General features: G+C 61.3%; 24 protein-coding genes. 17 read left to right on the top strand and 7 right to left on the bottom strand.

Annotated features, from left to right (window positions below):
• Positions 1 to 227: 227 nt before the first annotated feature.
• From BLP82_RS12755 to BLP82_RS12720, 8 genes are read left to right on the top strand one after another with little or no spacing between them, the layout of a single operon-like run.
• Positions 228 to 1,142, top strand: a complete 915-nt coding sequence (locus BLP82_RS12755) for a GDP-mannose 4,6-dehydratase (RefSeq protein ID WP_092168207.1) — start codon at positions 228 to 230, stop codon at positions 1,140 to 1,142.
• Entirely contained in the window at positions 1,139 to 2,107 is a 969-nt protein-coding gene (gmd, locus tag BLP82_RS12750; protein WP_092168204.1) for a GDP-mannose 4,6-dehydratase, read from the top strand. Before BLP82_RS12755 ends, gmd begins: the two co-directional genes overlap by 4 nt.
• 3 nt (positions 2,108 to 2,110) lie before the next feature.
• Positions 2,111 to 3,553: a mannose-1-phosphate guanylyltransferase/mannose-6-phosphate isomerase gene (locus tag BLP82_RS12745; protein WP_092168201.1), complete on the top strand. Its 1,443-nt coding sequence runs from the start codon at positions 2,111 to 2,113 to the stop codon at positions 3,551 to 3,553.
• On the top strand, positions 3,553 to 4,350 hold the full coding sequence (locus BLP82_RS12740) for an ABC transporter permease (RefSeq protein WP_092168198.1): 798 nt from the start codon (positions 3,553 to 3,555) through the stop codon (positions 4,348 to 4,350). The genes BLP82_RS12745 and BLP82_RS12740 overlap by 1 nt, the downstream gene beginning before the upstream one ends.
• Entirely contained in the window at positions 4,350 to 5,615 is a 1,266-nt protein-coding gene (locus BLP82_RS12735) for an ABC transporter ATP-binding protein (RefSeq protein ID WP_092168195.1), read from the top strand. Before BLP82_RS12740 ends, BLP82_RS12735 begins: the two co-directional genes overlap by 1 nt.
• Complete coding sequence (locus tag BLP82_RS12730) at positions 5,612 to 6,979, top strand: glycosyltransferase family 4 protein (protein WP_092168192.1); 1,368 nt, start codon at positions 5,612 to 5,614, stop codon at positions 6,977 to 6,979. The genes BLP82_RS12735 and BLP82_RS12730 overlap by 4 nt, the downstream gene beginning before the upstream one ends.
• A complete protein-coding gene (locus BLP82_RS12725; RefSeq protein WP_092168189.1) occupies positions 6,970 to 8,100 on the top strand; it encodes a glycosyltransferase family 4 protein in 1,131 nt (376 codons plus the stop codon). Before BLP82_RS12730 ends, BLP82_RS12725 begins: the two co-directional genes overlap by 10 nt.
• Positions 8,101 to 9,231 carry a glycosyltransferase family 4 protein gene (locus BLP82_RS12720; protein WP_092168186.1) on the top strand — a complete coding sequence of 377 codons (1,131 nt, stop codon included), beginning with the start codon at positions 8,101 to 8,103 and terminating at the stop codon, positions 9,229 to 9,231.
• Between the two features lie 191 nt (positions 9,232 to 9,422).
• Here the strand turns inward: BLP82_RS12720 and BLP82_RS12715 are convergent, their stop codons facing one another.
• Positions 9,423 to 10,049, bottom strand: a complete 627-nt coding sequence (locus BLP82_RS12715) for a glutathione S-transferase family protein (RefSeq protein ID WP_092168183.1) — start codon at positions 10,047 to 10,049, stop codon at positions 9,423 to 9,425.
• A gap of 125 nt (positions 10,050 to 10,174) precedes the next feature.
• Positions 10,175 to 11,077 (bottom strand): LysR family transcriptional regulator, encoded by a 903-nt coding sequence (locus BLP82_RS12710; protein WP_092168180.1) that lies wholly within the window; start codon positions 11,075 to 11,077, stop codon positions 10,175 to 10,177.
• Between the two features lie 344 nt (positions 11,078 to 11,421).
• Here BLP82_RS12710 and BLP82_RS12705 point away from each other — a divergent pair, with 344 nt between their 5' ends.
• Positions 11,422 to 13,635, top strand: a complete 2,214-nt coding sequence (locus BLP82_RS12705) for an LTA synthase family protein (RefSeq protein WP_170842306.1) — start codon at positions 11,422 to 11,424, stop codon at positions 13,633 to 13,635.
• 53 nt (positions 13,636 to 13,688) lie between these two features.
• Here BLP82_RS12705 and BLP82_RS12700 read toward each other — a convergent pair whose 3' ends face one another.
• Positions 13,689 to 14,678 carry an aspartate-semialdehyde dehydrogenase gene (locus BLP82_RS12700; RefSeq protein WP_092168174.1) on the bottom strand — a complete coding sequence of 330 codons (990 nt, stop codon included), beginning with the start codon at positions 14,676 to 14,678 and terminating at the stop codon, positions 13,689 to 13,691.
• 131 nt (positions 14,679 to 14,809) lie between these two features.
• Between BLP82_RS12700 and ftrA the strand changes: the two genes are divergently transcribed.
• A complete protein-coding gene (gene ftrA / locus BLP82_RS12695; protein WP_092168171.1) occupies positions 14,810 to 15,796 on the top strand; it encodes a transcriptional regulator FtrA in 987 nt (328 codons plus the stop codon).
• Here ftrA and nudK read toward each other — a convergent pair.
• From nudK to BLP82_RS12675, 4 genes are read right to left on the bottom strand one after another with little or no spacing between them, the layout of a single operon-like run.
• A complete protein-coding gene (gene nudK, locus BLP82_RS12690) occupies positions 15,793 to 16,389 on the bottom strand; it encodes a GDP-mannose pyrophosphatase NudK (RefSeq protein WP_092168168.1) in 597 nt (198 codons plus the stop codon). The two genes, ftrA and nudK, sit on opposite strands and share 4 nt — an antisense overlap.
• 42 nt (positions 16,390 to 16,431) lie before the next feature.
• Positions 16,432 to 17,265 carry an ammonia-dependent NAD(+) synthetase gene (gene nadE / locus BLP82_RS12685; RefSeq protein WP_092168165.1) on the bottom strand — a complete coding sequence of 278 codons (834 nt, stop codon included), beginning with the start codon at positions 17,263 to 17,265 and terminating at the stop codon, positions 16,432 to 16,434.
• 13 nt (positions 17,266 to 17,278) lie between these two features.
• Positions 17,279 to 18,496, bottom strand: a complete 1,218-nt coding sequence (gene pncB / locus BLP82_RS12680; protein WP_092168162.1) for a nicotinate phosphoribosyltransferase — start codon at positions 18,494 to 18,496, stop codon at positions 17,279 to 17,281.
• Positions 18,497 to 18,505: 9 nt separating this feature from the next.
• Complete coding sequence (locus BLP82_RS12675; protein WP_092168159.1) at positions 18,506 to 19,153, bottom strand: nicotinamidase; 648 nt, start codon at positions 19,151 to 19,153, stop codon at positions 18,506 to 18,508.
• 182 nt (positions 19,154 to 19,335) lie between these two features.
• On the opposite strand from BLP82_RS12675, the gene BLP82_RS12670 reads away from it, so the two are divergent.
• From BLP82_RS12670 to BLP82_RS12640, 7 genes are all read left to right on the top strand, one after another.
• Positions 19,336 to 19,893 (top strand): adenylyltransferase/cytidyltransferase family protein, encoded by a 558-nt coding sequence (locus BLP82_RS12670; protein WP_092168156.1) that lies wholly within the window; start codon positions 19,336 to 19,338, stop codon positions 19,891 to 19,893.
• Positions 19,883 to 20,590 (top strand): NUDIX hydrolase, encoded by a 708-nt coding sequence (locus BLP82_RS12665; protein ID WP_092168153.1) that lies wholly within the window; start codon positions 19,883 to 19,885, stop codon positions 20,588 to 20,590. The genes BLP82_RS12670 and BLP82_RS12665 overlap by 11 nt, the downstream gene beginning before the upstream one ends.
• A gap of 93 nt (positions 20,591 to 20,683) precedes the next feature.
• The gene (locus BLP82_RS12660; protein ID WP_170842305.1) at positions 20,684 to 21,598 is read left to right on the top strand and encodes an alpha/beta hydrolase; all 915 of its coding nucleotides are present in this window, start codon (positions 20,684 to 20,686) and stop codon (positions 21,596 to 21,598) included.
• Positions 21,599 to 21,794: 196 nt separating this feature from the next.
• Positions 21,795 to 22,349 (top strand): hypothetical protein, encoded by a 555-nt coding sequence (locus tag BLP82_RS12655; RefSeq protein ID WP_092168150.1) that lies wholly within the window; start codon positions 21,795 to 21,797, stop codon positions 22,347 to 22,349.
• A gap of 15 nt (positions 22,350 to 22,364) precedes the next feature.
• A complete protein-coding gene (locus tag BLP82_RS12650) occupies positions 22,365 to 22,940 on the top strand; it encodes a sigma-70 family RNA polymerase sigma factor (RefSeq protein ID WP_092168147.1) in 576 nt (191 codons plus the stop codon).
• Positions 22,937 to 23,230 (top strand): hypothetical protein, encoded by a 294-nt coding sequence (locus tag BLP82_RS12645; protein ID WP_092168144.1) that lies wholly within the window; start codon positions 22,937 to 22,939, stop codon positions 23,228 to 23,230. Before BLP82_RS12650 ends, BLP82_RS12645 begins: the two co-directional genes overlap by 4 nt.
• Positions 23,227 to 23,652 (top strand): periplasmic heavy metal sensor, encoded by a 426-nt coding sequence (locus BLP82_RS12640; RefSeq protein WP_170842304.1) that lies wholly within the window; start codon positions 23,227 to 23,229, stop codon positions 23,650 to 23,652. The genes BLP82_RS12645 and BLP82_RS12640 overlap by 4 nt, the downstream gene beginning before the upstream one ends.
• Positions 23,653 to 23,715: the final 63 nt, after the last annotated feature.

The raw sequence follows: 23,715 nt of genomic DNA, 5'->3' as shown, positions 1-23,715 counted from the left end.
GCCAAGGGTTCGTGAACCGCCCGGCGAGAATAAACCAGCTATAAATATGAGAACTGACCAGTCACGGTTTGCGCTGTTGAAATTGCTGCAAAATTGGCACAGATTGGCAACCAAACAACTACAACAAACGCTTCTCTAGGCCAATCGTTGAGTGACTTTTCCCCGATCTTACGGAAATTTCCCACTCAGTTCGCAATAGACGAAGCGACCATCAAGGGAGCTGGTGCTTGAAAAAACGTCTGTTCGTTACGGGCCTCAGCGGTTTCGTTGGACGTCACCTCAAATCTCGACTGAACGGTCATGATTCGGCGTGGCAGGTGATGCCTGACGCTGCCCGCTACGACCTGACGGATGCCAGGACCCTGGAAGGCCTCTGGCCCGAGATTCCCGACGCCGTGATCCACCTGGCGGGACAGACCTTTGTCCCCGAAGCTTTCCGCGATCCGGCGCGCACCCTGCACATCAACCTGCTGGGCACCTTGAACCTGCTCCAGGCCCTCAAGGCCCGGGGTTTCACCGGCACATTCCTGTATGTCAGCTCCGGTGATGTCTATGGCCAGATCAGCGAAGACCACCTGCCGATTACCGAACTGCAACCGCCCGCCCCGCGCAACCCATATGCCGTGAGCAAGCTGTCGGCCGAACTGCTGAGCCTGCAGTGGGGCATGAGCGAAGGCTGGCCGGTGCTGGTGGCCCGCCCGTTCAATCACATCGGCACCGGCCAGAAGGACAGCTTCGTCATTGCCAGCGCCGCCCGGCAGATCAGCCGGATCAAGCTGGGCCTGCAACCAGCCCGGCTGCAAGTGGGCGATATCGACGTGACCCGCGACTTCCTCGATGTCGGCGATGTGATTTCGGCCTACCTGGCCCTGCTGGAAAAAGGCGTCCCGGGGCAGGTCTACAACATCTGCTCGGGTCGCGAGCAAAGCATTCGCAGCCTGATCGAACAACTGGGCGATCTCGCCCAGGTCGATGTGCAACTGATCCAGGACCCTGCGCGTCTTCGCCGCGCAGAACAGCGTCGCGTCTGTGGTAGCCCAGCCAAGCTACGACAGGCCACCGGATGGACGCCCGAAACAACAACACAACAATCCTTGCGGGCGATCCTGTCCGACTGGGAGATACGGGTACAACAAGAATGAAAAGTGCATTGATCACAGGGATCACCGGCCAGGACGGCGCGTATCTGGCCAAGTTGCTGCTCGACAAGGGTTACAAAGTCCACGGCCTGGTGGCGCGACGCAGCAGCGACTCGCGCTGGCGGCTGCGAGAAATGGGCATCGAACAGGATATCGTTTACCTGGACGGTGACATGGCCGATGCCTGCTCGGTGCAACGGGCAGTGATCAAGTCGGCGCCGGACGAGGTCTATAACCTGGCCGCGCAAAGTTTCGTCGCGGCCTCCTGGGACCAGCCGGTGACCACCGGCATCGTCGACGGGCTCGGGGTTACCCACCTGCTCGAAGCCATTCGCCAGTTCAGTGTGCAGACCCGCTTCTACCAGGCCTCCACCAGCGAAATGTTCGGCCTGATCCAGGCCGAGCAACAGGACGAGCACACCCCGTTCTATCCGCGCAGCCCCTATGGCGTGGCGAAACTGTACGGCCACTGGATCACCGTCAACTACCGGGAAAGCTTCGGCCTGCATGCCAGCAGCGGCATCCTGTTCAACCATGAATCACCGCTGCGCGGCATCGAGTTCGTGACTCGCAAGGTCACCGATGCCGCTGCGCGCATCAAGCAGGGCAAGCAGCAGGAATTGCGCCTGGGCAATATCGACGCCAAGCGCGACTGGGGCTTTGCCGGCGATTACGTCGAAGCCATGTGGCTGATGTTGCAACAGGACTGCCCCGACGATTACGTGGTGGCCACCGGCGTCACCACCACCGTGCGCGAGATGTGCAGGATTGCCTTCGAACACGTGGGCCTGGACTACCGTGACTTCGTCAAGATCGACCCGGCGTTTTTCCGCCCGGCCGAAGTCGAGGTGTTGCTCGGCAACCCGGCCAAGGCACAACGCGTCCTGGGCTGGAAGCCTCGGACCGACCTCGACACCCTGATCCGCATGATGATGGATGCGGACATGAAACGCGTCGCCAAGGAGTAGGCCATGCTCATTCCCGTGATTCTTTCCGGCGGTGCCGGGACGAGGTTGTGGCCGGTGTCCCGCGAGGGCCATCCCAAGCCTTTCATGCTCTTGCCCGACGGCCAGTCGCTGCTGGGCAAGACCTATCGGCGGGCGGCGGGGTTGTTCGACGGTCGAGGCGACATCGTCACCGTCACCAATCGCGAGTACTACTTCCAGAGCCGCGACCACTATCAGAGCGCCCACCTGGAGCGTTATCGCGGTCACTTCGTTCTGGAACCGACAGGCCGCAACACCGCGCCGGCCATTGCCACGGCCACCCTCGCGGTACAGGCCCTGCACGGTGACGAGGCGATCCTGGTGGTCATGCCTGCCGATCACTTGATCAAGGACGAGGCGGCCTTCAAGGCCGCCGTTGAGCACGCCGTGGAGCTGGCCAAAAACGGCCATCTGGTGACCTTCGGCGTGCTGCCCTCGACGCCGGAAACCGGCTTCGGCTACATCGAACGGGGCCAGCCCCTGGATACCAAGGGCGCGGCCAAGGTCGTGCGCTTTGTCGAAAAGCCCGACTTGCAGACCGCCACCCAGTACCTGGAAAGTGGCCGTTTCCTGTGGAATTCGGGGATGTTCTGCTTCTCGGTCAAGACCCTGTTGGCGGAGCTGCACGCCCACGCCCCCGAGTTGCTGGAACAGGCGCGCGCCTGTGTCACCGCCAGCACCGCGGTGGAAACCTCAGGTTGTGTGCAGCAGGAATTGTCCGCGGCGCATTTCGCCGAAATGCCGGACATCTCCATCGACTACGCCCTGATGGAGCGCTCAGCCAATGTCGTGGTGATCCCGGCCGCCTTCGACTGGAGCGATATCGGTTCCTGGAGCGCCGTCGCCAGCCTGGTACCCGCCGACGGGCAAAACAACCGCGCCACCGGTGAAGCCCTGTTTATCGACAGCCAGAACACCTTCGTCCAGAGCGACAGCCGCCTGGTGGCCGCCCTGGGCGTGGAAAACCTGATCATCATCGACACCGCCGACGCCGTGCTGGTGGCCCATGCCGACCGCGCCCAGGATGTTCGCCGCGTCGTCCGGAAACTCAAGGACAAGGACCACGAAGCCTATCGCCTGCATCGCACGGTCAGCCGTCCATGGGGCAGTTATACCGTCCTCGAAGAAGGGCCACGTTTCAAGATCAAGCGCATCGTGGTCAAGCCTGGCGCATCGCTGTCGCTGCAAATGCACCATCACCGCAACGAACATTGGGTAGTCGTCGAAGGCATGGCCAAGGTCACCAATAACGGCTCGGGCTCGCACCTGGTCGCCAAGAACGAATCGACCTTCATTCCCGCCGGCCACAAGCATCGCCTGGAAAACCCCGGTGTCATCGACCTGGTCATCATCGAGGTCCAGAGCGGCGAATATCTCGGGGAAGACGACATCGTCCGCTTCGAAGACCACTACGGCAGGGCCGTCTGATGCTGTTGGCCTTGCAACGCTCACTGTGGAGCTATCGCGGCTTCGTCCTGGGCAGCGTCAAGCGCGAGTTCCAGGCACGCTATCGCAACTCGTTGTTCGGCGCGTTGTGGACGGTGCTCAACCCGTTGTCGATGATCCTCGTCTACACGGTGATTTTTTCCCACATCATGCGTGCCCGCCTGCCCGGGGTCGAAGATGGCATGGCCTACAGCGTCTACCTCTGTGCCGGGCTGCTGACCTGGGGGTTGTTCGCGGAAATCACCACCCGCAGCCAGGGCATGTTCCTGGAAAACGCCAACCTGCTGAAAAAGATCAGCTTCCCCCGGATCTGCCTGCCGGTGATCGTGCTGTTCAATGCGGGGATCAACTTCGCGATCATCCTCGGGCTCTTTCTCGGTTTCCTGCTGATCACCGGGCGCTGGCCAGGCATGACCTTGCTGGCCCTGGTGCCACTGCTGGCCCTGCAAGTGATGTTCGCCGCCGGGCTGGGCATGCTGCTGGGGATCCTCAATGTGTTTTTCCGCGATGTCGGGCAGTTGTTCGGCATTTGCCTGCAATTCTGGTTCTGGCTCACACCGATCGTTTACCCGATGACGATCCTGCCGCCATCGATCCAGCAACTGCTCGCCCTCAACCCCATGACCGCCCTGATGCAGAGCTACCAGAACCTGTTTCTCTACAACCAGTGGCCGGTCTGGAGCTCGCTGGTACCGTTGCTGGTGGTGGCCCTGTTGTTGTGTGCCTTGGGCCTGCGCATGTTTCGCCGGCGCGGCGGTGAAATGGTGGATGAACTCTGATGGGACATTTGCGCGTCACCGGCCTGGGCAAGGCCTACAAGCAGTATCCGAACCGCTGGAGCCGGCTGTTCGAGTGGTTGATCCCCTTTTCCCGCCAGCGCCATCAACTGCACTGGATCCTGCAAGGCGTGGATTTCGAGATCCAGCCCGGCGAAGCCGTCGGCATCGTCGGGGTCAACGGTGCCGGCAAAAGCACGTTGCTCAAGATGATCACCGGCACCACCCAACCCACCTGCGGCCACATCCATTTGCAAGGCCGCGTCGCCGCGTTGCTGGAATTGGGCATGGGCTTTCATCCAGATTTCACCGGCCGCCAGAATGCGTTCATGGCCGGTCAGTTGCTGGGGATGCACGTAGAGGAAATCGAAGCGTTGATGCCCGAAATCGAGGGGTTCGCCGAAATCGGCGAGGCCATCGACCAGCCGGTACGCACTTATTCCAGCGGCATGCAGATGCGCCTGGCGTTCAGCGTTGCCACCGCCCGACGCCCGGACATCCTGATCGTCGACGAAGCGCTGTCGGTGGGCGATGCCTACTTCCAGCACAAGAGCTTCGAGCGCATCCGCAGCTTCCGCAAGGCCGGCACCACGCTGCTGATCGTGTCCCACGATCGCTCGGCGATCCAGTCGATCTGCGACACCGCCATCCTGCTCGAACACGGGCGCATGGCCATGCGCGGCAAGCCGGAAGAGGTGATGGATTATTACAACGCGATGCTGGCCCAGCGTGAGGGCCAGGTGGTTCGCCAGGAAATGCTCGCCAACGGCCAGATACGCACGATTTCCGGTACCGGCGAGGCCGGCATCGTCGATGTGCAATTGCTCAACAGCCAGGGGCAGTCGGTGGAAGTGGCCGAGATCGGCCAGCCGATGGTGTTGCAAGTGCGGGTTGAAATTCGCCAGGACATCGAGCGGCTGGTGCTGGGCTTTTTGATCAAGGACCGCCTTGGCCAGCCCATGTACGGCATCAACACCCATCGCCAGGACAAAGCCGTGACCGACCTCAAGGCCGGCGAACAGATCACCTTTCGTTTCAGTTTCGACATGCGCCTGGGCAAGGGCAATTACTCCATCGCCCTCAGCCTGTCGCGGCTGGACTCGCACTTGGACCGTAATTTCGAATGGCGCGACTATGGGTTGGTGTTTCACGTCATCAATAATCGCCAGGAGGATTTCGTCGGCTGTTCCTGGCTCCAGGCCCGGACCAGTATCCAGCGCTCGAGCCAGACTGCCGTCGAGGCGTTGCCGCAAAAGGAGTTGCCATGAGTCGTTTGCTGGTTGAATGCACTTACGTCTATGAAAACCCGAAGGCAAACTCCGGGATCCAGAGGGTCGTGCGCAATGTCATCCGCGAACTGCCGGTCAAAGAGCTGGAGCGCGAATGCATTCCCGTCGTGATGCTGCAAGGCAAGCTCTACGAAGTTAAAAGCCTGGCACCACCGCCCGCGAAAGCATGGGACCTTGTCAGCCTGCGCGCGCGACTGGAGCAAGCGGCCAATCTGTTCTGGCTCAGGCACCGGACACTGGAATCACGACACGTCTTTAGTCAGTCGGTCTGGGCGCGTCGCCTGTTGTACGTCGGCTGCCGGCTGTTTGTCTTTGGCTGCCTGAGCCTCCCGATTCGTCTACTCAACCTGCTCCTCAGGCGCCGGCAGGTTCCGCCGCGCATCGTGCCGCTGGAACACCGGCCCGGGGATCAATTGGTGTTGCTGGATTCCTCTTGGCACGCGGATTTCTTCCCCCTGGCCGAACAGCTCAAGCGTGATGGCGTCGGAATCATCTCGGTGGTTTATGACCTGATTCCCCTGACCCACCCGCAATTCTGCGACGCTGGGCTGGTCAGGGTATTCAATCGCTGGTTCGACTGGATCGCCCGCACCGCCGACGGCTACATCGCCATCTCCACCACCATCCGCGACCAGCTTCGCCAGGAAATGGTCCGGCGTATTGGCGAGCAGCAGGTGCACGAGCGCTGGTTCGACTATTTCCACTTGGGCAGCGAACTCGACCTGATCGACGCCACTCACGCCGTCGACCCGAACTTGTTGCGGCTGTTCAAGCGCCCCGAGCCGGTGTTCCTGATGGTCAGCACCATCGAACCGCGGAAAAACCACGCCTACCTGATCGATGCGTTCGAGCGGGCCTGGGCCGCCGGGTCACAAGCACGGTTATGCATCGTCGGGAAAATCGGCTGGAAATGCGAGGCCCTGATCGAACGTATCCAACGTCATCCACAACTGGACAGCCGCCTGTTCATGTTCAACCACCTGGCGGACCAAAGCCTGGAACACGCCTATAGGCACTCCACCGCGCTGGTGTTCCCATCCTACGTGGAGGGCTTCGGCCTGCCGTTGGTGGAGGCCATGCAACGCGGCTTGCCGGCGATGGGCAGCGACATCCCGGTGTTTCGGGAAATCGGCGGTGACTTCATGGTCTACTTCGATCTCGACGATCCCCAAAGCCTGGCGAACCTGGTCATCGACATGGAACACACCGGAGTATTCCCGGCCAGGCGCAACCTGGATCAATGGCAATGGCTGAACTGGCGCCAAGCCAGTGCGCAACTGGTAGAAAGGATCGAGGGCCACGTTAACGAAGTCATTGTCGACCGGGAAACAGCATGCGGATAGCCCTCAACGCACGCATTCTCCAGGCGCCACGCACCGGCATCGGCCACTACGTGGCGGAACTGGCGACGGCCTTGGCCCAAGAGCCGGATGTACAGTTGTCACTGTTCCACGGTTGGGGCTGGAGCCCGCAATTGCCGCCAACAGCCAAGCCTGGCTATTCAAGGCTGAGCCCCTTGCTGCGACGGGTTCCGGGCGCCTACCAGGCGCGGCGCTGGCTGGAGCAGAAACGCTTCGATCAGGGCCGTTCAAAGGCTATCGACCTGTATCACGAACCCAGCCTTTGGCCGCTGGCCTTCGAAGGGCCGACGGTGATCACCCTTCATGACCTTACGCACCTGCGCTACCCCGAGACGCAACCACCGGCACGCCTGAAGGAAATCGAGCGACGACTCAGCCGTGCAGTGGAACAGGCGCAGCTGATCCTGACCGACTCGCAGTTCATCGCCGATGAAGCCCAGCAGTATTTCGGCCTGACCACCGAGCGCCTGAGGGTCGCGCCGCTGGGGGTCGCGGCACGTTTCCACCCGCGCGAACCGGAAGCGATCGACGCCGTGCTCAAGGCCCATGGCCTGGAGCATGGCCGATACTTTCTCTGTGTCGGCACCCTGGAGCCACGCAAGAACCTGTCGTTGGCCCTGCGCGCCCATGCCGGGCTCCCTGAATCCCTGCGTCAGGCTTTTCCTTTGTTCATTGTAGGAATGAGCGGATGGCAACAGGCGCAGCTCAATGATGAGTTGAAACGCGCCCTGGCTGGCGGTCATGTTTGTCTGGCGGGTTACCTGCCTGACGAACAGGTCGCCCAATTGTTGGCGGGGGCACGGGCACTGGTGTTCCCGTCGTACTACGAAGGTTTTGGCCTGCCGGTGCTTGAAGCCATGGCCAGTGGCACCCCGGTGATGACCACCCGCTGCTCGGCGATGCCGGAAGTGGCCGGGCCGGCCGGTATCTATTGCGAACCCGACGATCCACACGGCATGCGCGACGCCATGGAGCGGTTGATCGAAGATCGCCTGCATTGGCAGGCGCATCGGGAAGCGGGATTACAACAGGCCGCGCTGTTTTCCTGGGAACGCTGTGCAAAGGTCACTGCCCACGCGTATCGCCAGGTCTTGGGAGGTTGAATGCGAGTCCTGCACTTTTACAAAAGTTATTTGACTGACTCCATGGGCGGCATCGCACAGGTCATTTTCCAGCTTTGCGACAGCAGCGACCGATTGGGTATCGATAACACCGTGCTGACGTTGAGCGAACATCCCGCACCCGGTCCGATCCAGCTCCGACAGCATATCGTTCATCAAGCCCGAATGGACTTCCAAGTAGCGTCCACCGGCTTCTCCTACAGCGTGTTCAAGAAATTCCGTGAGCTGGCCGCCGAAGCGGACGTGATCAACTACCACTTCCCCTGGCCGTTCATGGACCTGGTGCACTTTTGCAGTGCCGTGAAAAAACCCTACGTCGTGACCTACCATTCGGACATCGTCCGCCAACGGCACCTGCTCAAGCTCTATCGGCCGCTGATGCGACGCTTCCTGGACGGCGCTGATCGTATTGTCGCGGCCTCGCCGAACTATGTTCAAACCAGCGATGTGCTCAAGGAATACAGCGCCAAGACCCGGATCATCACCTACGGCCTGAACAAGACCAGTTATCCACAGGCTGACGCCGAACGCATGGCGGGATGGAAGGCAAAACTGGGCGAGCGCTTCTTTTTGTTCGTGGGGGTGATGCGTTATTACAAAGGCCTGCACATCCTGCTCGACGCCCTCAAGGGTGTGGATTATCCCGTGGTCATCGTGGGCGCCGGCCCACTGGAAAAACAATTGCATGCCCAGGCGACGGCATTGGGCCTGCGCAACCTGCACTTCCTCGGGCGCCTGGGGGACGAAGACAAGGTCGCATTGCTGGAACTGAGTTATGCCATCGTGTTTCCTTCACACCTGCGCTCCGAAGCCTTTGGCATCTCCCTGCTCGAAGGCGCGATGTTCGGCAAACCGATGATCTCCAGTGAAATCGGCACCGGTACCAGCTACATCAACATCCACGACGAAACCGGCCTGGTGGTGCCCCCCAGCAACCCCGAGGCCTTCCGCGAGGCGATGCGCACCCTGTGGGAAAACCCGGCTCAGGCCCAGGCAATGGGCGTCAAGGCCGAAGCCCGTTACCGCCAGTTGTTCACCTCCGAAGAGATGGGCCAAAAATGGGTGCGGTTGTACGAGGAACTGCTGGAGGAAAAGGCGCTTTCCTACGCCTGATACCTGTGGCAAGGGAGCTTGCTCCCATTGGACCTGTAGGAGCTGTCGAGTGCAACGAGGCTGCGATCTTGTCCCAGACCATTGAGTCGCAAGCGAAAGATCAAAATCAAAAGATCGCAGCCTTCGGCAGCTCCTACAGCGCAACCCAGCGGGAGCAAGCGCCCCCGTCACACAGCGACCCACTCAAATGCTCAGGCGTGCTTTTGCAACCCGGCAACCGTACGCGGCATGCCCACGAATCCGGTCAAGGCTTCGATCCGCGCCAACCAGGCCCGCACATGGGCATAGTCTTCCAGCGACACATTGCCTTCCGGTGCGTGGGCGATGTAGCTGTAGCCGGCGATGTCCGCGACGGTCGCCGTATCACCCGCCAGAAAATCACGACGGCTCAATTCCTGATCAATGACTTTCAACACCGCGTGGGAACGGGCAATCACGTCCTCGGCGTTGTAGGCCGCGCCAAACACCGTGATCAGTCGCGCCGTGGCCGGCCCCGCATGGATCGGCCCGGCCGCCGCCGACAACCAGCGCTGCACCCGCGCGGCGCCGACTGGATCGGTGGGCAGCCAGCGGCCCTTGCCATATTTGTGCGCCAGGTACACCAGGATCGCGTTGGAGTCCGCCAGCACCACGCCGTCATCGTCAATGACCGGTACCTGGCCAAACGCATTGAGCGCGAGGAAGTCCGCCTGTTTGTGCGCGCCCTTGGCCAAGTCGACGAACACCTCCTCGACCGGTAGCCCGAGCAACGAAAGCATCAATTGAACGCGATGGGAATGGCCGGAAAGCGGGAAGTGATAGTGCTTGATAGGGTTCATGGTCGACTCCGCAGGAAGTGACGCCATCAGCACAACGGCGTCGATGGGGTCATCTTCCGCTCCGGGCCAAAACAAGAGAATCACCCAGAAATGCAATCCATTGTTTCAGCCAGAGAAACAATGCGTCAGCCGCTCAAGGCTGGATGTTCGCGCAATGCACTGACGACAAAATCGACAAAACTGCGGACCCGCGCCGGCGCATTGCGTCCGCCCTGGTACACCACATGGATCGGCAGAGGCGGCAATTCGAAATCGGCCAGGACGATTTCCAGTTCGCCGGCGGCCACGTTGCCCGCCACTTGATAAGACAGGACTCGCGTCATTCCCAACCCCTGGCAAGCGGCGGTGATCGCCGCCTGATTGGCCGTCACCACCAGCCGAGGGGCGGGCCGGACGGCCAACGGTTGGCCAGAATCGATGAAGGTCCAGCTTTTGACCTGGCCAATGGCCGACGACGCCACCACGGGCATTCGCTCCAGGTCATCCGGATGCCGGGGCCGCCCGTGGCGTGCGAAGAAGTCCGGGGAGCCGCACACCACTCGCCGTACTTCACCGACCCGCACCGCGTGCAGGTTGCTGTCCGGCAGCTCGCCAATGCGCAGGGCAACGTCGATGCCCTCCTCCACCAGGCTCACCGTACGGTCCAACAACAAAGCGTTGATGCTGACCTCGGGGAACCGATGCAGGTAATCCACCAGCAGCGGCGTGACGAACAACTGGCCGAACAGCACCGGCGCGGTGATCGTCAATTGCCCACGGGGCTGGACGTGGCTGCCGGCCGCCGAATCCTCGGCTTCCTGCAAATCGCTCAGGATCCGCCGACAGTCCTCGAGAAAGCGCTGACCGGCTTCGCTCAGGTACACATTGCGGGTGGTGCGCACCAGCAATGGCGTGCCGATGCGTTGTTCCAATCCTGCCACCGCCCGCGTGACGCTGGCCGCCGACAGGCCCAGGCGCCGCGCCGCCGCCGAAAACCCCGACTCCTGGGCCACGGCGAGAAAAACCTGCATTTCCTGGAACCTGTCCATCCATCCCCCGATGAGAAATCCTGATACAAGTTTTCCGCGCGCCTTAAAAACAGCGCTGCGCCGCCATTGTAGAGGCCTGCGCCAGTGAACCACAGCCTAGCGCAGCCGGACACCGGGACATTGGCCCGACCCGCGGCGATAGCCCTTGGTACCATCCCCTCCTCATGACAGTTTAATGACCAAAGGAAGAACCTTCTGTGGGAGCGAGCTTGCTCGCGATGGCGTCAGTCAGTCAGTCAGTCACACGCCATGTGGACTGACACACCGCTATCGCGAGCAAGCTCGCTCCCACAGGGTGGGTGTGTCGTTCAATGGATTGGCTTCAACTGAAAGGCCCGTTTCTCGTGAATATTATCTATCGCGCTTCAACCCACCCCCGCGCAGCCCTCATCACCCTGATTGGCTGCGTATTACTCGTCCCCGTGGGCCTGCGTCTCGCCCTCGGCTGGTCCGACCCGCTGGGCTATCTCTCGGACCTGGGCATCGGTGGATTACTGATCGCGTTGCTTTACCGTCGCCCCTGGTGGCTGGTACTGCCGGTATTGCTGGCCTGGAGCGCGTTGACGCTGGCCAGCATCGAATTGGTCAGTGCGGTGGGGCGGATGCCCAATCCTTCGGACATTCATTACCTGACCGACCCGCAGTTCGTCGAAAACTCCACCAGCGGCGGCTTCGCCCATCCGTGGCTGGCCGCGGTCCAGTTGGCCGCGCTGGCATTCTGGCTGATGACCCAATGGACCCGCCGCCCACACTCGGCGCCACGCTTGCCTCGCCACGCCTGGGCCGTGCCAGTGTTGCTCCTGCTGAGCCATGGCGCGCTGCAAACCTGGCGGCCCAGTGAAGCGGACCAATGGAACGTGTTCAACCTGCCTCACCAACTCGTCACCGCAGGTGTCGCCGCCGGGCAGGACCAAGCCCGGCAATGGCTCGACGGCGATGCCGTGGATCCCGCCCCGCCCATGGCAGGGCTGACCCGCCTGGACCTCGATGGCAACAGGCTGCTGGCCGAACCGGGGCGTGCGCGCAACGTCCTGGTCATCGCCCTGGAGGGCATTCCCGGCGCCTACGTGAGTGCCAACCGCCAGGCCTTGAACAGCCGCTACCAGGAAAACCTGATGCCCAACCTCAGCGCCTGGGCCGAGCGTGGCATGAACACTCCCGATTACGTCCTGCACAGCCACCAGACCATTCGTGGCTTGTACGCGATGCTGTGTGGCGACTACGACAAGCTCGACGACGGCACGCCCAAAGGCGTCGAAATGCTCAACCAGACCCAGCGCAACCAGGCCTGCCTGCCGGCCCAGTTGCGCCAGAACGGCTTTTCCACGCATTTCCTCCAGGGCGCGGGCCTGCGGTTCATGGCCAAGGACCGGATCATGCCGCACATCGGCTTCGACACGACCCTGGGCATGGAGTGGTTCACCCGGCCTGCCTACCTGGAGTTTCCCTGGGGCAAGGACGACAAGACCTTCTTCGAAGGGGCGCTGGATTACGTCGGACAACTGCAGCAGGCGGACAAACCGTGGATGCTGACCTTGCTGACCGTGGGCACCCACCAGCCGTACTCGGCGCCGGATGACTACCTGCAACGCTACGACACCGCCAAGCAGGCGGCGGTGGGTTACCTGGACGACGCCTTGGCGAGCTTCCTGGCGGGCCTGGAGCGCCAGGGCATCCTGGACAACACCCTGGTGGTCATCACCTCGGACGAATCCCATGGCATCGACGATGTGCGGCTGGCCTCGTCCTGGGGATTCAACCTGACGCTGGCGCCGGAACCATTGCCCCGGATCAAGTCAGGCACCTACGGCCATGTGGACCTGACCGCCTCGATCCTCGATTACTTCGGCTTCACGGTGCCCACGTCGTTGTCCGGTCGCTCAATGTTCAGGGACTACCCGACGGGCCGGGAAATCATGTCGTTCACCAATGGCAAGCTGCGCTACCACGACGGCAAGGGCACGTTTACCGAATGCGATTTCCTCCAGCATTGCCGTTACTACAGCAGCGAAGGTTTCATCGCCGACCGCGCCACCTATGGCGGGCAATACAGCGGCCAGCGCGCCCGATTGATCAGCGCCCGGGCCACGGCCCTGGACCAGACCCTGATGCGCACGCCCCTGAACCAGCACTATCAGTTCGGCAGCGCCGATAAAATCCCGCTACCGGCCCAGGTCACCAACGACTGGACCGATAACCTGATCGGTGCCCAATACCTGGAAATGCCCAAGGGTTCACAGACCCGCGTCAGCCTGACCATCCGCGCGGTGGAGGCAGACCATGCCGCCTACATCTCCCTCAAGGCCAAGGAGTTCGAGCAGGATGTGCCAATGGACCTGCCGACCGAGGTGGCGGTGACACCCGACCAGCCGCTGGTGATGAACATCAGTTTCGACAACCCACAGCAGCGCAAGGCGTTTTCCTTCCATCTGCTGGGCCATGGCGTCGGCGCCATCGAGATCAGCGACTTCAGCGTCGTGACCGAACTGCCGGACCAGACGGACCAGCCGCAATACCTGGACGATATGCAGGAAGACAGCGAGGCCCAATCCAGTTGAACAAAAAACGCGCGGCCATGGCTGCGCGTTCTAATGTTCGGGCTCGGGCTTGATCAATACTTGATCAATTGCATGATTTCGAATGCGTTCAATGCCGCCCCACGCAGTAACTGATCGCCGCTGATGAATAGGTCCAGCCCGTGTTCGCCGTAGATCAGGTTGTAGCGAATCCGCCCGACTTCCACCGCATGCTTGTAGGTGGAGGTCATGGGCATCGGATAAGCGCCGAACTCGGGCTCATCCACCACTTCAACCCCCGGTGCCGCACGCAACAATTCACGCACCTGCGCCAATGACTCGATGGGCTTTTTGAACCGCAGGCTCAGGCTCTCGGCATGGGAGCGCGGGGTCGGCACCCGCACAGCCGTGGTGCTGATAGCCAACCCCGGTTCGTCCAGGACCTTGCGCAGCTCCCAGACCACTTTCATTTCCTCACGGGTGTAACCATTGGCTTCGAACGAATCGACCTGGGGAATCACGTTGAAAGCCAGGTTGTGGGCGAAATGCTCGCTGTCATCGCGGTCGCCATAATCACTGAAGGACTTGGCCTTCTCTCGCAGCTCCAGCATCGCCGGCTGCCCCGCACCGCTGGCCGCCTGATAAGTGGAAATGATCGCGCTCTCCAACCCGAAGGCCTGATGCAGCGGCCCCAGCACCATCAGCGCAATGGCCGAGGAGCAATTGGGGTTGGCGATCAGTTTTTCGCCCTTGTAACGCTGACCGTTGATGGGCGGCACCAGGAGCGGAATCGCCGGGTGATAACGGAAGGCCGAGGAGTTATCGATGACGTAGGCGTTTTCAGCCAGACGCTCGCCATACTCCAAGGCGAAGGCCCCGGAGACACACAGGAAGACGATGTCGCACGAGGCGCAACCCTCGATCGAAAAGGCTTCGATCAGGTGCTCGACCTGACCCACCTTCAAGCGCTTGCCCGCCGAACGGCCAGAGGCCATGCAGACCACGTCATAGTCGGTGTTTTCAAGCAATTGCAGCATGGTCATGCCCACTGCACCGGAGCAGCCCACCACGGCGACTTTCTTCATTTCGCTTCCCTTATCCACCTTTGCAAAGGCTCAACCGTCTTGGTTTTCCTGATTGCCTGCGATCGATTGTAGGGAGACGGGCCCGTCCGCTACAGTGCAGCGCAAGACAATAAACGGTGGATTTACGCCAAATGCATGCGCATCCCGGAACCGTGGCAATCCTCGTTTATGAAGGCCTGTGCGTATTCGAGTTTGGTATCGCCCTGGAGATCTTCGGCCTGCCTCGCCCTGAGCTGGATGTAGCGTGGTATGGCCATCAAATCGTTGCCGTCGATCCAGGACCGATGCATGCGCTGGGCGGCCTTCGGATCGCCGTCGACGCAGGGCTCGAAGCACTGGACAGCGCGCGAACCATCATCATCCCCGGCTGGCGCAGCCACCAGGCAGCACCCCCCAAAGCGCTGTTACAAGCACTGCGCCGCGCCCACGCCCGCGGCGCACGCCTGCTGTCGATTTGCTCGGGGGTGTTTGCCCTGGCCGCCACCGGGCTGCTCGACGGCAAGACCGCGACCACCCATTGGCAATTCTGCGCAGAACTGGCAGAGCGATTTCCGCTGATCACGGTTGACCCGAACGTGTTGTATGTCGATTCCGGGCAATTGATCACCTCAGCCGGCAGCGCGGCCGGCATCGACGCCTGCCTGCACCTGATTGCCCGGGACTTCGGCACGCATATCGCCAACTCGGTGGCCCGTCGCCTGGTCATGGCGCCGCAAAGGACCGGTGGCCAGGCCCAGTTCATCGTCGCCCCCGTGAGCAAGTCTCCACGCAACGAACTGACCCGCGTCCTGCAGTGGCTTCGCGAGCATCTGGATCAGCCCCTGAGCGTCGGCGACATGGCCGCCCGCGTCGCCATGAGCGAGCGCACCTTCCTGCGGCGCTTCGTCGAAACCACAGGTCTGCCGCCCAAGACCTGGCTGCAACAGGAACGCTTGAACCGGGCACGGGCGCTGCTGGAAAGCACCGACCAGGGCATGGCCGGCATCGCCCAGGCCTGCGGCTATCGGTCGGTGGAGAGTTTTCGGGCGGCGTTCCGGAACGCTGTCGGTTTGCCGCCCACCGCCTATCGCGAAAGATTCGGCAGCGCGCAGGTCCGCCCACAGCAGGCCTGGGGCTAATCCAGCAAGCGATGCAGCTTGGCGTACTGCAACAGCATGATGGTCTTGCCGTCGCAAATCTCCCCGCTCTCGATCATGCCCAAGGCCTGGTCCAGAGGCAGCTCCAGCACCTCGATCTCTTCGCCCTCGGCTTCAAGGCCACCGCCTTCGTGCTGCTTGTCTTCATCGAAATATTCGCCGACGAAAAAATGCACCCGCTCAGTCACCGAGCCCGGACTCATGAAGGCGTCGAACACCTTGCGCACGTCCTGGATGATGTAGCCGGTTTCCTCCTGGGTTTCCTTGCGGATGCAGGTGTGCGGGTCGTCGTTGTCCAACAGGCCGGCGCAGGTTTCTATCAACAGATCATCGTGCCCGTTGACGAAGGCAGGGAAGCGGAACTGCCGGGTCAACACCACCGTTTGCTTGGCCTTGCTGTACAGCAGGATGGTGGCGCCGTTGCCCCGGTCATAGGTCTCGCGCGTCAGTTCGCGCCATTGGCCGTTGCGGCCGAGGTAGTCATAGGTGGTCTTGCGCAGCACGTACCAATCGTCCGAGAGGACTTCGACGTGCTTGATGCGTACGCGATCCTTGATGCTGATTGCCTGTGTCATTTACCCACTCCGTTCAAAACCAAAGGTCCCATTAGAACCCTATTACAACGATGCAGGGACGCGTGGCAATGCGCGTTTGTGGGCTGTCTTGAGGTAGGCGCGTTCAATGATCTGGCGCGCCTGGGGCGACACCTCTTCGCCCATCAGGTACGCATCGATTTCCTCGTAACTGCAGCCATACGCCACTTCATCCAACTTGCCGGGCGCCAGGTCTTCCAGGTCCGCGGTCGGCGCCTTGCGCACCAGATGCGCGGGAGCGCCCATCGCGTCGGCCAACAACCTCACCTGGGTCTTCGTCAGCCCGGACAACGGTGCCAGGTCGCAGGCGCCGTCGCCGAACTTGGTGAAAAACCCCATCACCGCCTCTGCCCCATGATCGGTACCCACCACCAACCCGTTGCTTAAGTTGGCGATGGCGTATTGCGCCAGCATCCGTGCCCGGGCCTTGGCGTTGCCTTTGGCAAAGTCGGTGAGTTCGGCCGAAGGCTGCAAGCCATCGATGGCGATACTGCCCATCAGCCCGTCGACACACGCGACGATGTTACTGGTGGTGATCACGTCCGGCCGGATGAAGTCCAGGGAGGCCTGGGCGTCCTGCTCATCGGCCTGGGCCTTGTACGGCAGCCGGACGGCGATAAACCGCGCCGCGTAGTCTTCACCCCGCAGTTGCTCCACCGCCAACTGGCAGAGGCGGCCGGCGGTGAGGGAGTCGACGCCGCCACTGATCCCCAGGACCAGGGACTGGCAACCCGACTCGCGCACGATCTGCTTTATGAACTCGACGCGGCGGGCAATCTCGGTTGCTTCGCCGCCCTGTGTGAGTTGGCGGTCAATACCCAGTTCCCGGGCAATGCTCTCTTGCTGAAACGAAGTCATATCAAGCTCCCAACTATGGATTGATCAGGGCAACGTTGAACACTTGGGCGGCGTAGCGCAGAAACGAGGCATCCTCGCAGACGTTCTTGATCGGGTCGTCGGAGAACTTCACCACCGGCTCGCCGTGGACCCGCACCAGTTTCATGACGATGCTCAGCGGTTCGACACCGTCGACGTCGCAAGCCAGGCTGGTGCCCATGCCAAAACCGAATTTGGCCTTGCCGCGCACATGCCGCAGGATCGGCAGGCACTTTTCGAAGTTGAGGCCATCGGAGAACATCAGGTCCTTGGTGCGTGGGTCGACACCGAGTTCCTGGTAGCGCCCCAGCACCTTGTCGGCCCAGACGATCGGGTCACCGGAGTCCTGGCGCAGGCCGTCATAGAGCTTGGCGAAGTACAGGTCGAAATCCTTGAGGAAAAAGTCGGTGCTGATGCAGTCCGTCAGGGCGATACCAAGCCGGCCGCGGTACTCGTGTACCCAGTTTTCCAACGCCGCGTTCTGGCTCTCGCGCAAGCGCCCGAGTTGCTGGTGCACCATCAGCCACTGGTGGGCCATTGTGCCGATCAGGGGCAGATCGAACTCGTACGCCAGGTGGGCGTTACTGGTGCCGACAAAGACCCCAGGAAAATCGCTGCGCATCACATTCACCACTTCACGCTGGGCCCTGAACGACAGCCGCCGCCGGGTGGAGAAGTCTGAAACGCGAAACTCGGCGAGTTCTTCACGACTGGCATTTTTCTCCAGCCATTCGAACTTCTGGTACAGCTTGCGGGTGACGTCGGCCAACTCGACCTCGGGGTATTTCTCGCGGTTGCGCAATTCGCTGACCATCGCCAATACCGGTTGCTCGAACATGATGCAGTGCAGCATCGGCCCACGGACGCGGATGTGCAGTTGGCCATCGACTTCCGCAACGTGGATGTAGCGCAAATTGAAGCGAAACAGGCCGAGAAACTGTTCGAAGTCCGGGGTCAGGTACTCACGGAAACGCTTGTTGAACAGAAACCGCTGCTCTCCTTCGCGCAGCTGCAACCCGGCGAGCCTTTCCAGCTCGACACGAATGTCCGGAATCAGGTGACCGAGCCGCTCCTTGGAACGCACGATGAACTGATATTCCACCTCGACGTTCGGGTGCTGGTGCAAGACCGCCTGCATCATGGTGAAGGTGTAGTAGTCGGTATCCAGAAGACTCTGGATGGTGCCGCTGCTTGAATCGAATGCACTGTCCATGTCTTTTCCTTATGCGTTTGCCAGGCGGATGGTTTCTTCGCGGGTCGCGGCAACCGAGATCCCCGCTTGCTGCATGTCTTGGATGGCCTGAACGGCGCCCTCCTCACTGATGGCCCGGCAAGCCGGGAGGTGAATGATCACCTTGAAGCCGGCGGCGGCCAGTTGCAGAGCGGTGGTCTTGACGCAGAAATCCAGCGCCAGCCCGCCGACAATGACCTGCTCGACACCCAGGCCCCTCAGGTACTCGATCACCCCGGTGGACAGCTTGCCGTGCAGGTCGTGGTAGCAGGCGCCGTACGGGTGCAAATCCGGCTCGACACCCTTCCAGACGAAATAGTCGTAGTCGTAGGGGGTCGGCAGTTGATCCAGCAGGGCGAAACCTTCGGTACCAGGAACGCAGTGGCTGACCCAGGTGATGTCGGCGTGCTCGAGCCCGGTGGGCACGAACATCTGTGCGTGATCGGCGACCACCCAGGGGGCCTGGGGCGAGTGGGCGTCCTTGCTGCCGATTCGAAGGCTGGCCAGGGACGCGATGAAGTTCAGCTCACCGGCAATCTGGTCACCCCCCGGCACCGGCAGCTCATCGGGGCATAGCGGCGTGAAGCTCTTTTGCGCATCGACATCGAAGGAAGCGGTTTTCCGGGTCAGGCTGTTCATGCTGGGTTTCTCCTCTTCATGGTCACGAGAGTACATAAGGTGTACTTTCATAACAAGCCATCTGTAGAAAATATTTTTGACTTGCCCTTTCTATCCAAACCAATTGGTGCATCAGAAAGCGGGTTTTCACAAAAAAGATTTTGCTGATAGAGTACATGTCATGTACCAAAAGAGGATAAGCCATGTTCGAGATAGCCCTTTATGGCGGCGCCTTCAATCCCCCTCACGCCGGTCATGCCCAGGTGATGATCGAGGCCTCATGCCAGGCCAGATGCGTGCTGGTGGTCCCAAGCTTGCGGCATCCCTACGGCAAGCAAATGGTCGACTATGAGGTGCGCCTGAACTGGCTGGAATCGATCGTCGAAAACGTTCAGCCGCTGTGCCGCGCCGAAGTGCGCGCAAGCCGGGTGGAGCAGGTCGTGGCCCGTGGCGTTGAAGGCGCGATCTACAGCTACACCCTGCTTGCCCATCTCGCCGACAGCCTGGCCCTGGACGGCAAGCGGATCGCGTTGGTGGTGGGGCAGGATGTCGCGGATCTGCTGCCGACCTTCTATCGCGGGCAGGAACTGCTGGAGCGTTTTTCCATCCTTCGCGTAGAAGAAAAGATCCACGTGCGCAGCACGGTGGTTCGCGAACGACTGGCCTCGGGCGAACCGCTTCCCACCCACTGGATGGCGCCGGGCATGAACCCGTTAAACTATGACCTTTACGCTACCCACGGAAATCGACATGCCCACTAGCACAGCCCCCGCTCGCGGTTACCTGCACACCATCGACCTCTGTGTGCTGCGCTTCTGCCGGGAGACCCAGGCGCTGGAAATCCTCCTGAACCGACGGGAAGCCGAGCCGTTCGCCGGCCATTGGGCGCTGCCCGGGATCGTGGTCAATGGTGGCGTCGAAGATCTCACGCTGAACGACGCCGTGGAGCGCCTGCGCAGCTCGAGCAAAGTGGGCATGCCGCTGGCCTGGATCGAACAGGTCGGCACCGTCGGCGACGCGTTCCGCGACCCACGCTGCTGGTCATCGTCAACGTTCTACCTGGCGATTGTCAGCGAGGCGGTCCGGCTCGCCGAACACCAGGGGTTTTTTCCCCTCAAGGATGTCGCCGACGCCTCGATCAAACTCCCTTTCGACCACAACAGCCTGGTGGCCGCCGTCCAGGAACGGTTGTTGTCCAAAGCCCTCTACAGCAGCCTGCCGCTGATGTTCCTGGGCCCGGAATTCAGCGCGCCGGAAGCGGTGAGCATTTTCTCCGTGGTGCTCGACCGCCCGGTGCTCAAGACCAGCATGCGCCAGCGTTTGCTGAAGATGACCGAAGCGGGTTATTTGCAGGAAACCGGCCGCAAGAAAAGCGGCGACGGCGGCCGCCCGCAACGCACGGTGGAAAACCTCAAGCCGGCCAGCGTTTATCTTTTCGATCGTTGTTTTCTAGAGTAGCGCTTAGCGGGCCAGCGCAAATGCTGGTGATTATTCGCAGGTGTTAAGTGGACCACAACGTATAAGCACTGCCCTATCCACCCGGAGCCTTGTATGTCATTAATCCTTCGCGTCTGCGCCCTTCTCTTGCTGTCGGAAATCGCCCTTGCTGGCCCTTTGATGGAAGCCATCAAAGAGCGCCGCGCCGAACGCCAGCAAGACAGTGCCCCACTGAAACTCCCCGCCGGCGCTACGCTACTAAAAGATCTCCCCTACGGCCCCAACACCCGAGAACGCCTGGATGTCTACCTGCCCCACAAGCCCAGCAATGCTCCGATCATTTTTATGGTGCATGGCGGCGCCTGGCGAACCGGCGACAAAAACGCCCAGCAAGTGGTGGCCAATAAGGTCAGCCGCTGGGTGGCAAAGGGTTTTATCTTCGTCTCCGCCAACTACCCGCTGCTGCCGGACGCCAAGCCCCTGCAACAAGCCCAGGAAGTGGCAAAGGCGCTGGCAATGACGCAAGCCAACGCCGCGAGTTGGGGCGGTTCGGCTAACCATGTGATAGTGATGGGCCATTCGGCCGGAGCGCATCTGGTCGCGCTCCTGGCGGCCTCCCCCTCGTTGGCAGCCGCACAAGGCGCCAAGCCGTGGCTCGGCACCGTCGCATTGGACAGCGCCGCACTGGACGTGGAGAAGATCATGCAGGCGCGGCATATGCCCTTCTACGACGAAGCCTTCGGCAGCGACCCCACCTACTGGCAACAAACCTCGCCGTCCTACGTACTGGCGAATGGCGTCGCGCCGATGCTGGCTGTGTGCTCCACCCGGCGCGACGTGGCCTGCGAGCAGGCGCACCTGTTTGCCACCCATGCCAGCGCGCGAGCCGTCAGCGTCAGCGTGCTGGAGCAAGGCATGACCCATAAGGATATCAACCAACTGCTCGGCACCCCCGGCGCCTATACCGAGGAGGTTGAACGCTTTATGGCGGGACTGGATAACGACGTGGCTAAACGCTTGGGCCGCTAGCGGCAAGTGGACTGGCGCCGCGTTGCGTGTAGCGCCTAACAATGAGCTGCAACGATGGCCAGCGTTTTCCTGCAATCCCTGTTTGCCAAAGCCGCCGCGCGTTTTTGCGTTAAACACAGGCAATGAAAATAAACGCAGGGGATTTGATCAGTTCAGCGTTTAAGCCTCGACCCTTCCCAGCACCTCGAGGTTTTCCATGCGCCGTCCATTGTTCACCACCGTCCCCGTTCTACTGTGTCTGGCCTTGCTGTGCACCGCCGCCAGCGAAGCCGCTGAACGCCAGCGCAGCGGCGGTTTTTCCACCAGCCGTGGCCACAGCGGTACTTATCAAACCACTGTCAGCGGTCAGCGTGGTGCCGGGTTAAATCGCCAGCAAACGGTTACCGGCGCCGATGGCAAAACCGCCACCCGCTCCAGCACTCGTCAATACGACCCGGCCAGCGGTCAGTTCAACCGTTCCACAACCGCTGCCAACGGTGATACGCGCACCGTGCAAGGCACTCGAACCGATGGCCAGAATAGCGGCACCTATACCGGCGCCAACGGCAATACGGGAACCTTCAATCAGCAGACCAGTCGCACCGATGGCACGGCGAACCGGCAAACTGAGGTGACCACAGCCACAGGTAAAACCCTCAGTCGTGATGCCAGTTACAGCTATGATCGAGTCAGTAACACGCTTCACCGCAGTGTAACCGGTAGCCAAGGCAATACCCGCTCGGGCAGCATCACCGTCACCCCCACCCCTTAAGGCGCCGCCCACGCCATGACGCCCACCGACGAGCAGCTAATGACCGCCATTGCCAGAGGCGACCAGCATGCATTTACCACGTTGGTGGCGCGTCACCTGCCGCGCGCCTATGCCATTGCCCGGCGTTTTTTTGCCCAGCAGACCGACGCCGAAGACATCGCCCAGGAGGCGTTCACGCGGGTATGGACCCATGCCGCCATTTGGCAACCCGGCCGGGCGCAGTTCTCTACATGGTTGCAGCGTATTGTGGTCAACCTGTGCCTGGACAATCTGCGTCGACATAAACATCGCGCTGAGCAGGATATCGACAGCCTGCTGCACGAGTTGCTCGACGCCAAGGCCGACACCGCCGCTAATGTCGAGCGCGCCCGAGAAGCCGCGAAGATTCAACAAGTCGTGCAACGCCTGCCGGAAAAACAACGCATGGCGGTACTGCTCTGCTACTTCGACGAACACAGCAACACACAAGCCGCTGCGTTGATGGGCCTGCACCCTAAAGCGCTGGAAGGCCTGCTCGGCCGTGCCCGCCAACAACTACGGCGCTGGCTGCCCAAAGGCTTGAGCCCGCACCACGAGGATAAACAGCGATGAACGACGTCGATGACGAGCTGCGCCAGCAATTGGCCAATCAACCCCTCCCGCGCCCGCCCCACGGTTTAGCCGCACGCATCGTGCAAGCCGCCACAGCTCAGCCGCAGCGCCAGCCGTGGTATCGCGCCGTGCAACAGTGGCGCTATGGGTGGTCAATGAAAGTCGCGGGCCTGGCCTTGTGCGCAGTGCTGGGCGTGTTGGCTGGCCACTGGACGACGCCTGTGGCCGACGACGATATGCAAATCGCTGCCCACGTCATGGGCGGCCTGTTATGGACAGACGAGCCATGAACAAAACCCGACTACTGAGCGTCGCCCTGCTGCTTTCCCTCGGAGCTAACGCCTTTCTCGGCGGCTGGCTGCTAAACCGCCCCAACGCGGTGTCCTTCGAACTGGGGCAGAACCAACTGGTGAGGGAACTGATTGGCAAGGTGCGGCGTTTACCCGACGAGCAACGTCAAGACGTTCGCGCCGTTATCAGCCAACACGCGCCCGGCTTGCGCAAGCTGGCGGCGCAAACACGCAGCAACCGACAAGTCATACTTGACCAACTGAGCGCTGACAGCATCGATAGGCAACAGGTACAAACCAGCTTCGCCAAACAACGCGAAGCCACCGTGCAACTGCAAACGGCAGCCCAGGTGATGTTGTTGGACATAGCGGAAAAATTGCCGCCCGAACAGAGACGGCAATTTATGCGTGAGGGACCGTAGGAATGTGCTGCGGTCATCGAGAAACTGACTCACGAGATTGCACAGCTCAAACGATTGGAGTTT

This window comes from Pseudomonas sp. NFACC37-1 (assembly GCF_900101575.1).
GTDB lineage: Bacteria > Pseudomonadota > Gammaproteobacteria > Pseudomonadales > Pseudomonadaceae > Aquipseudomonas > Aquipseudomonas fluorescens_AA.
This window is presented reverse-complemented; position numbering and strand designations above follow the sequence as displayed.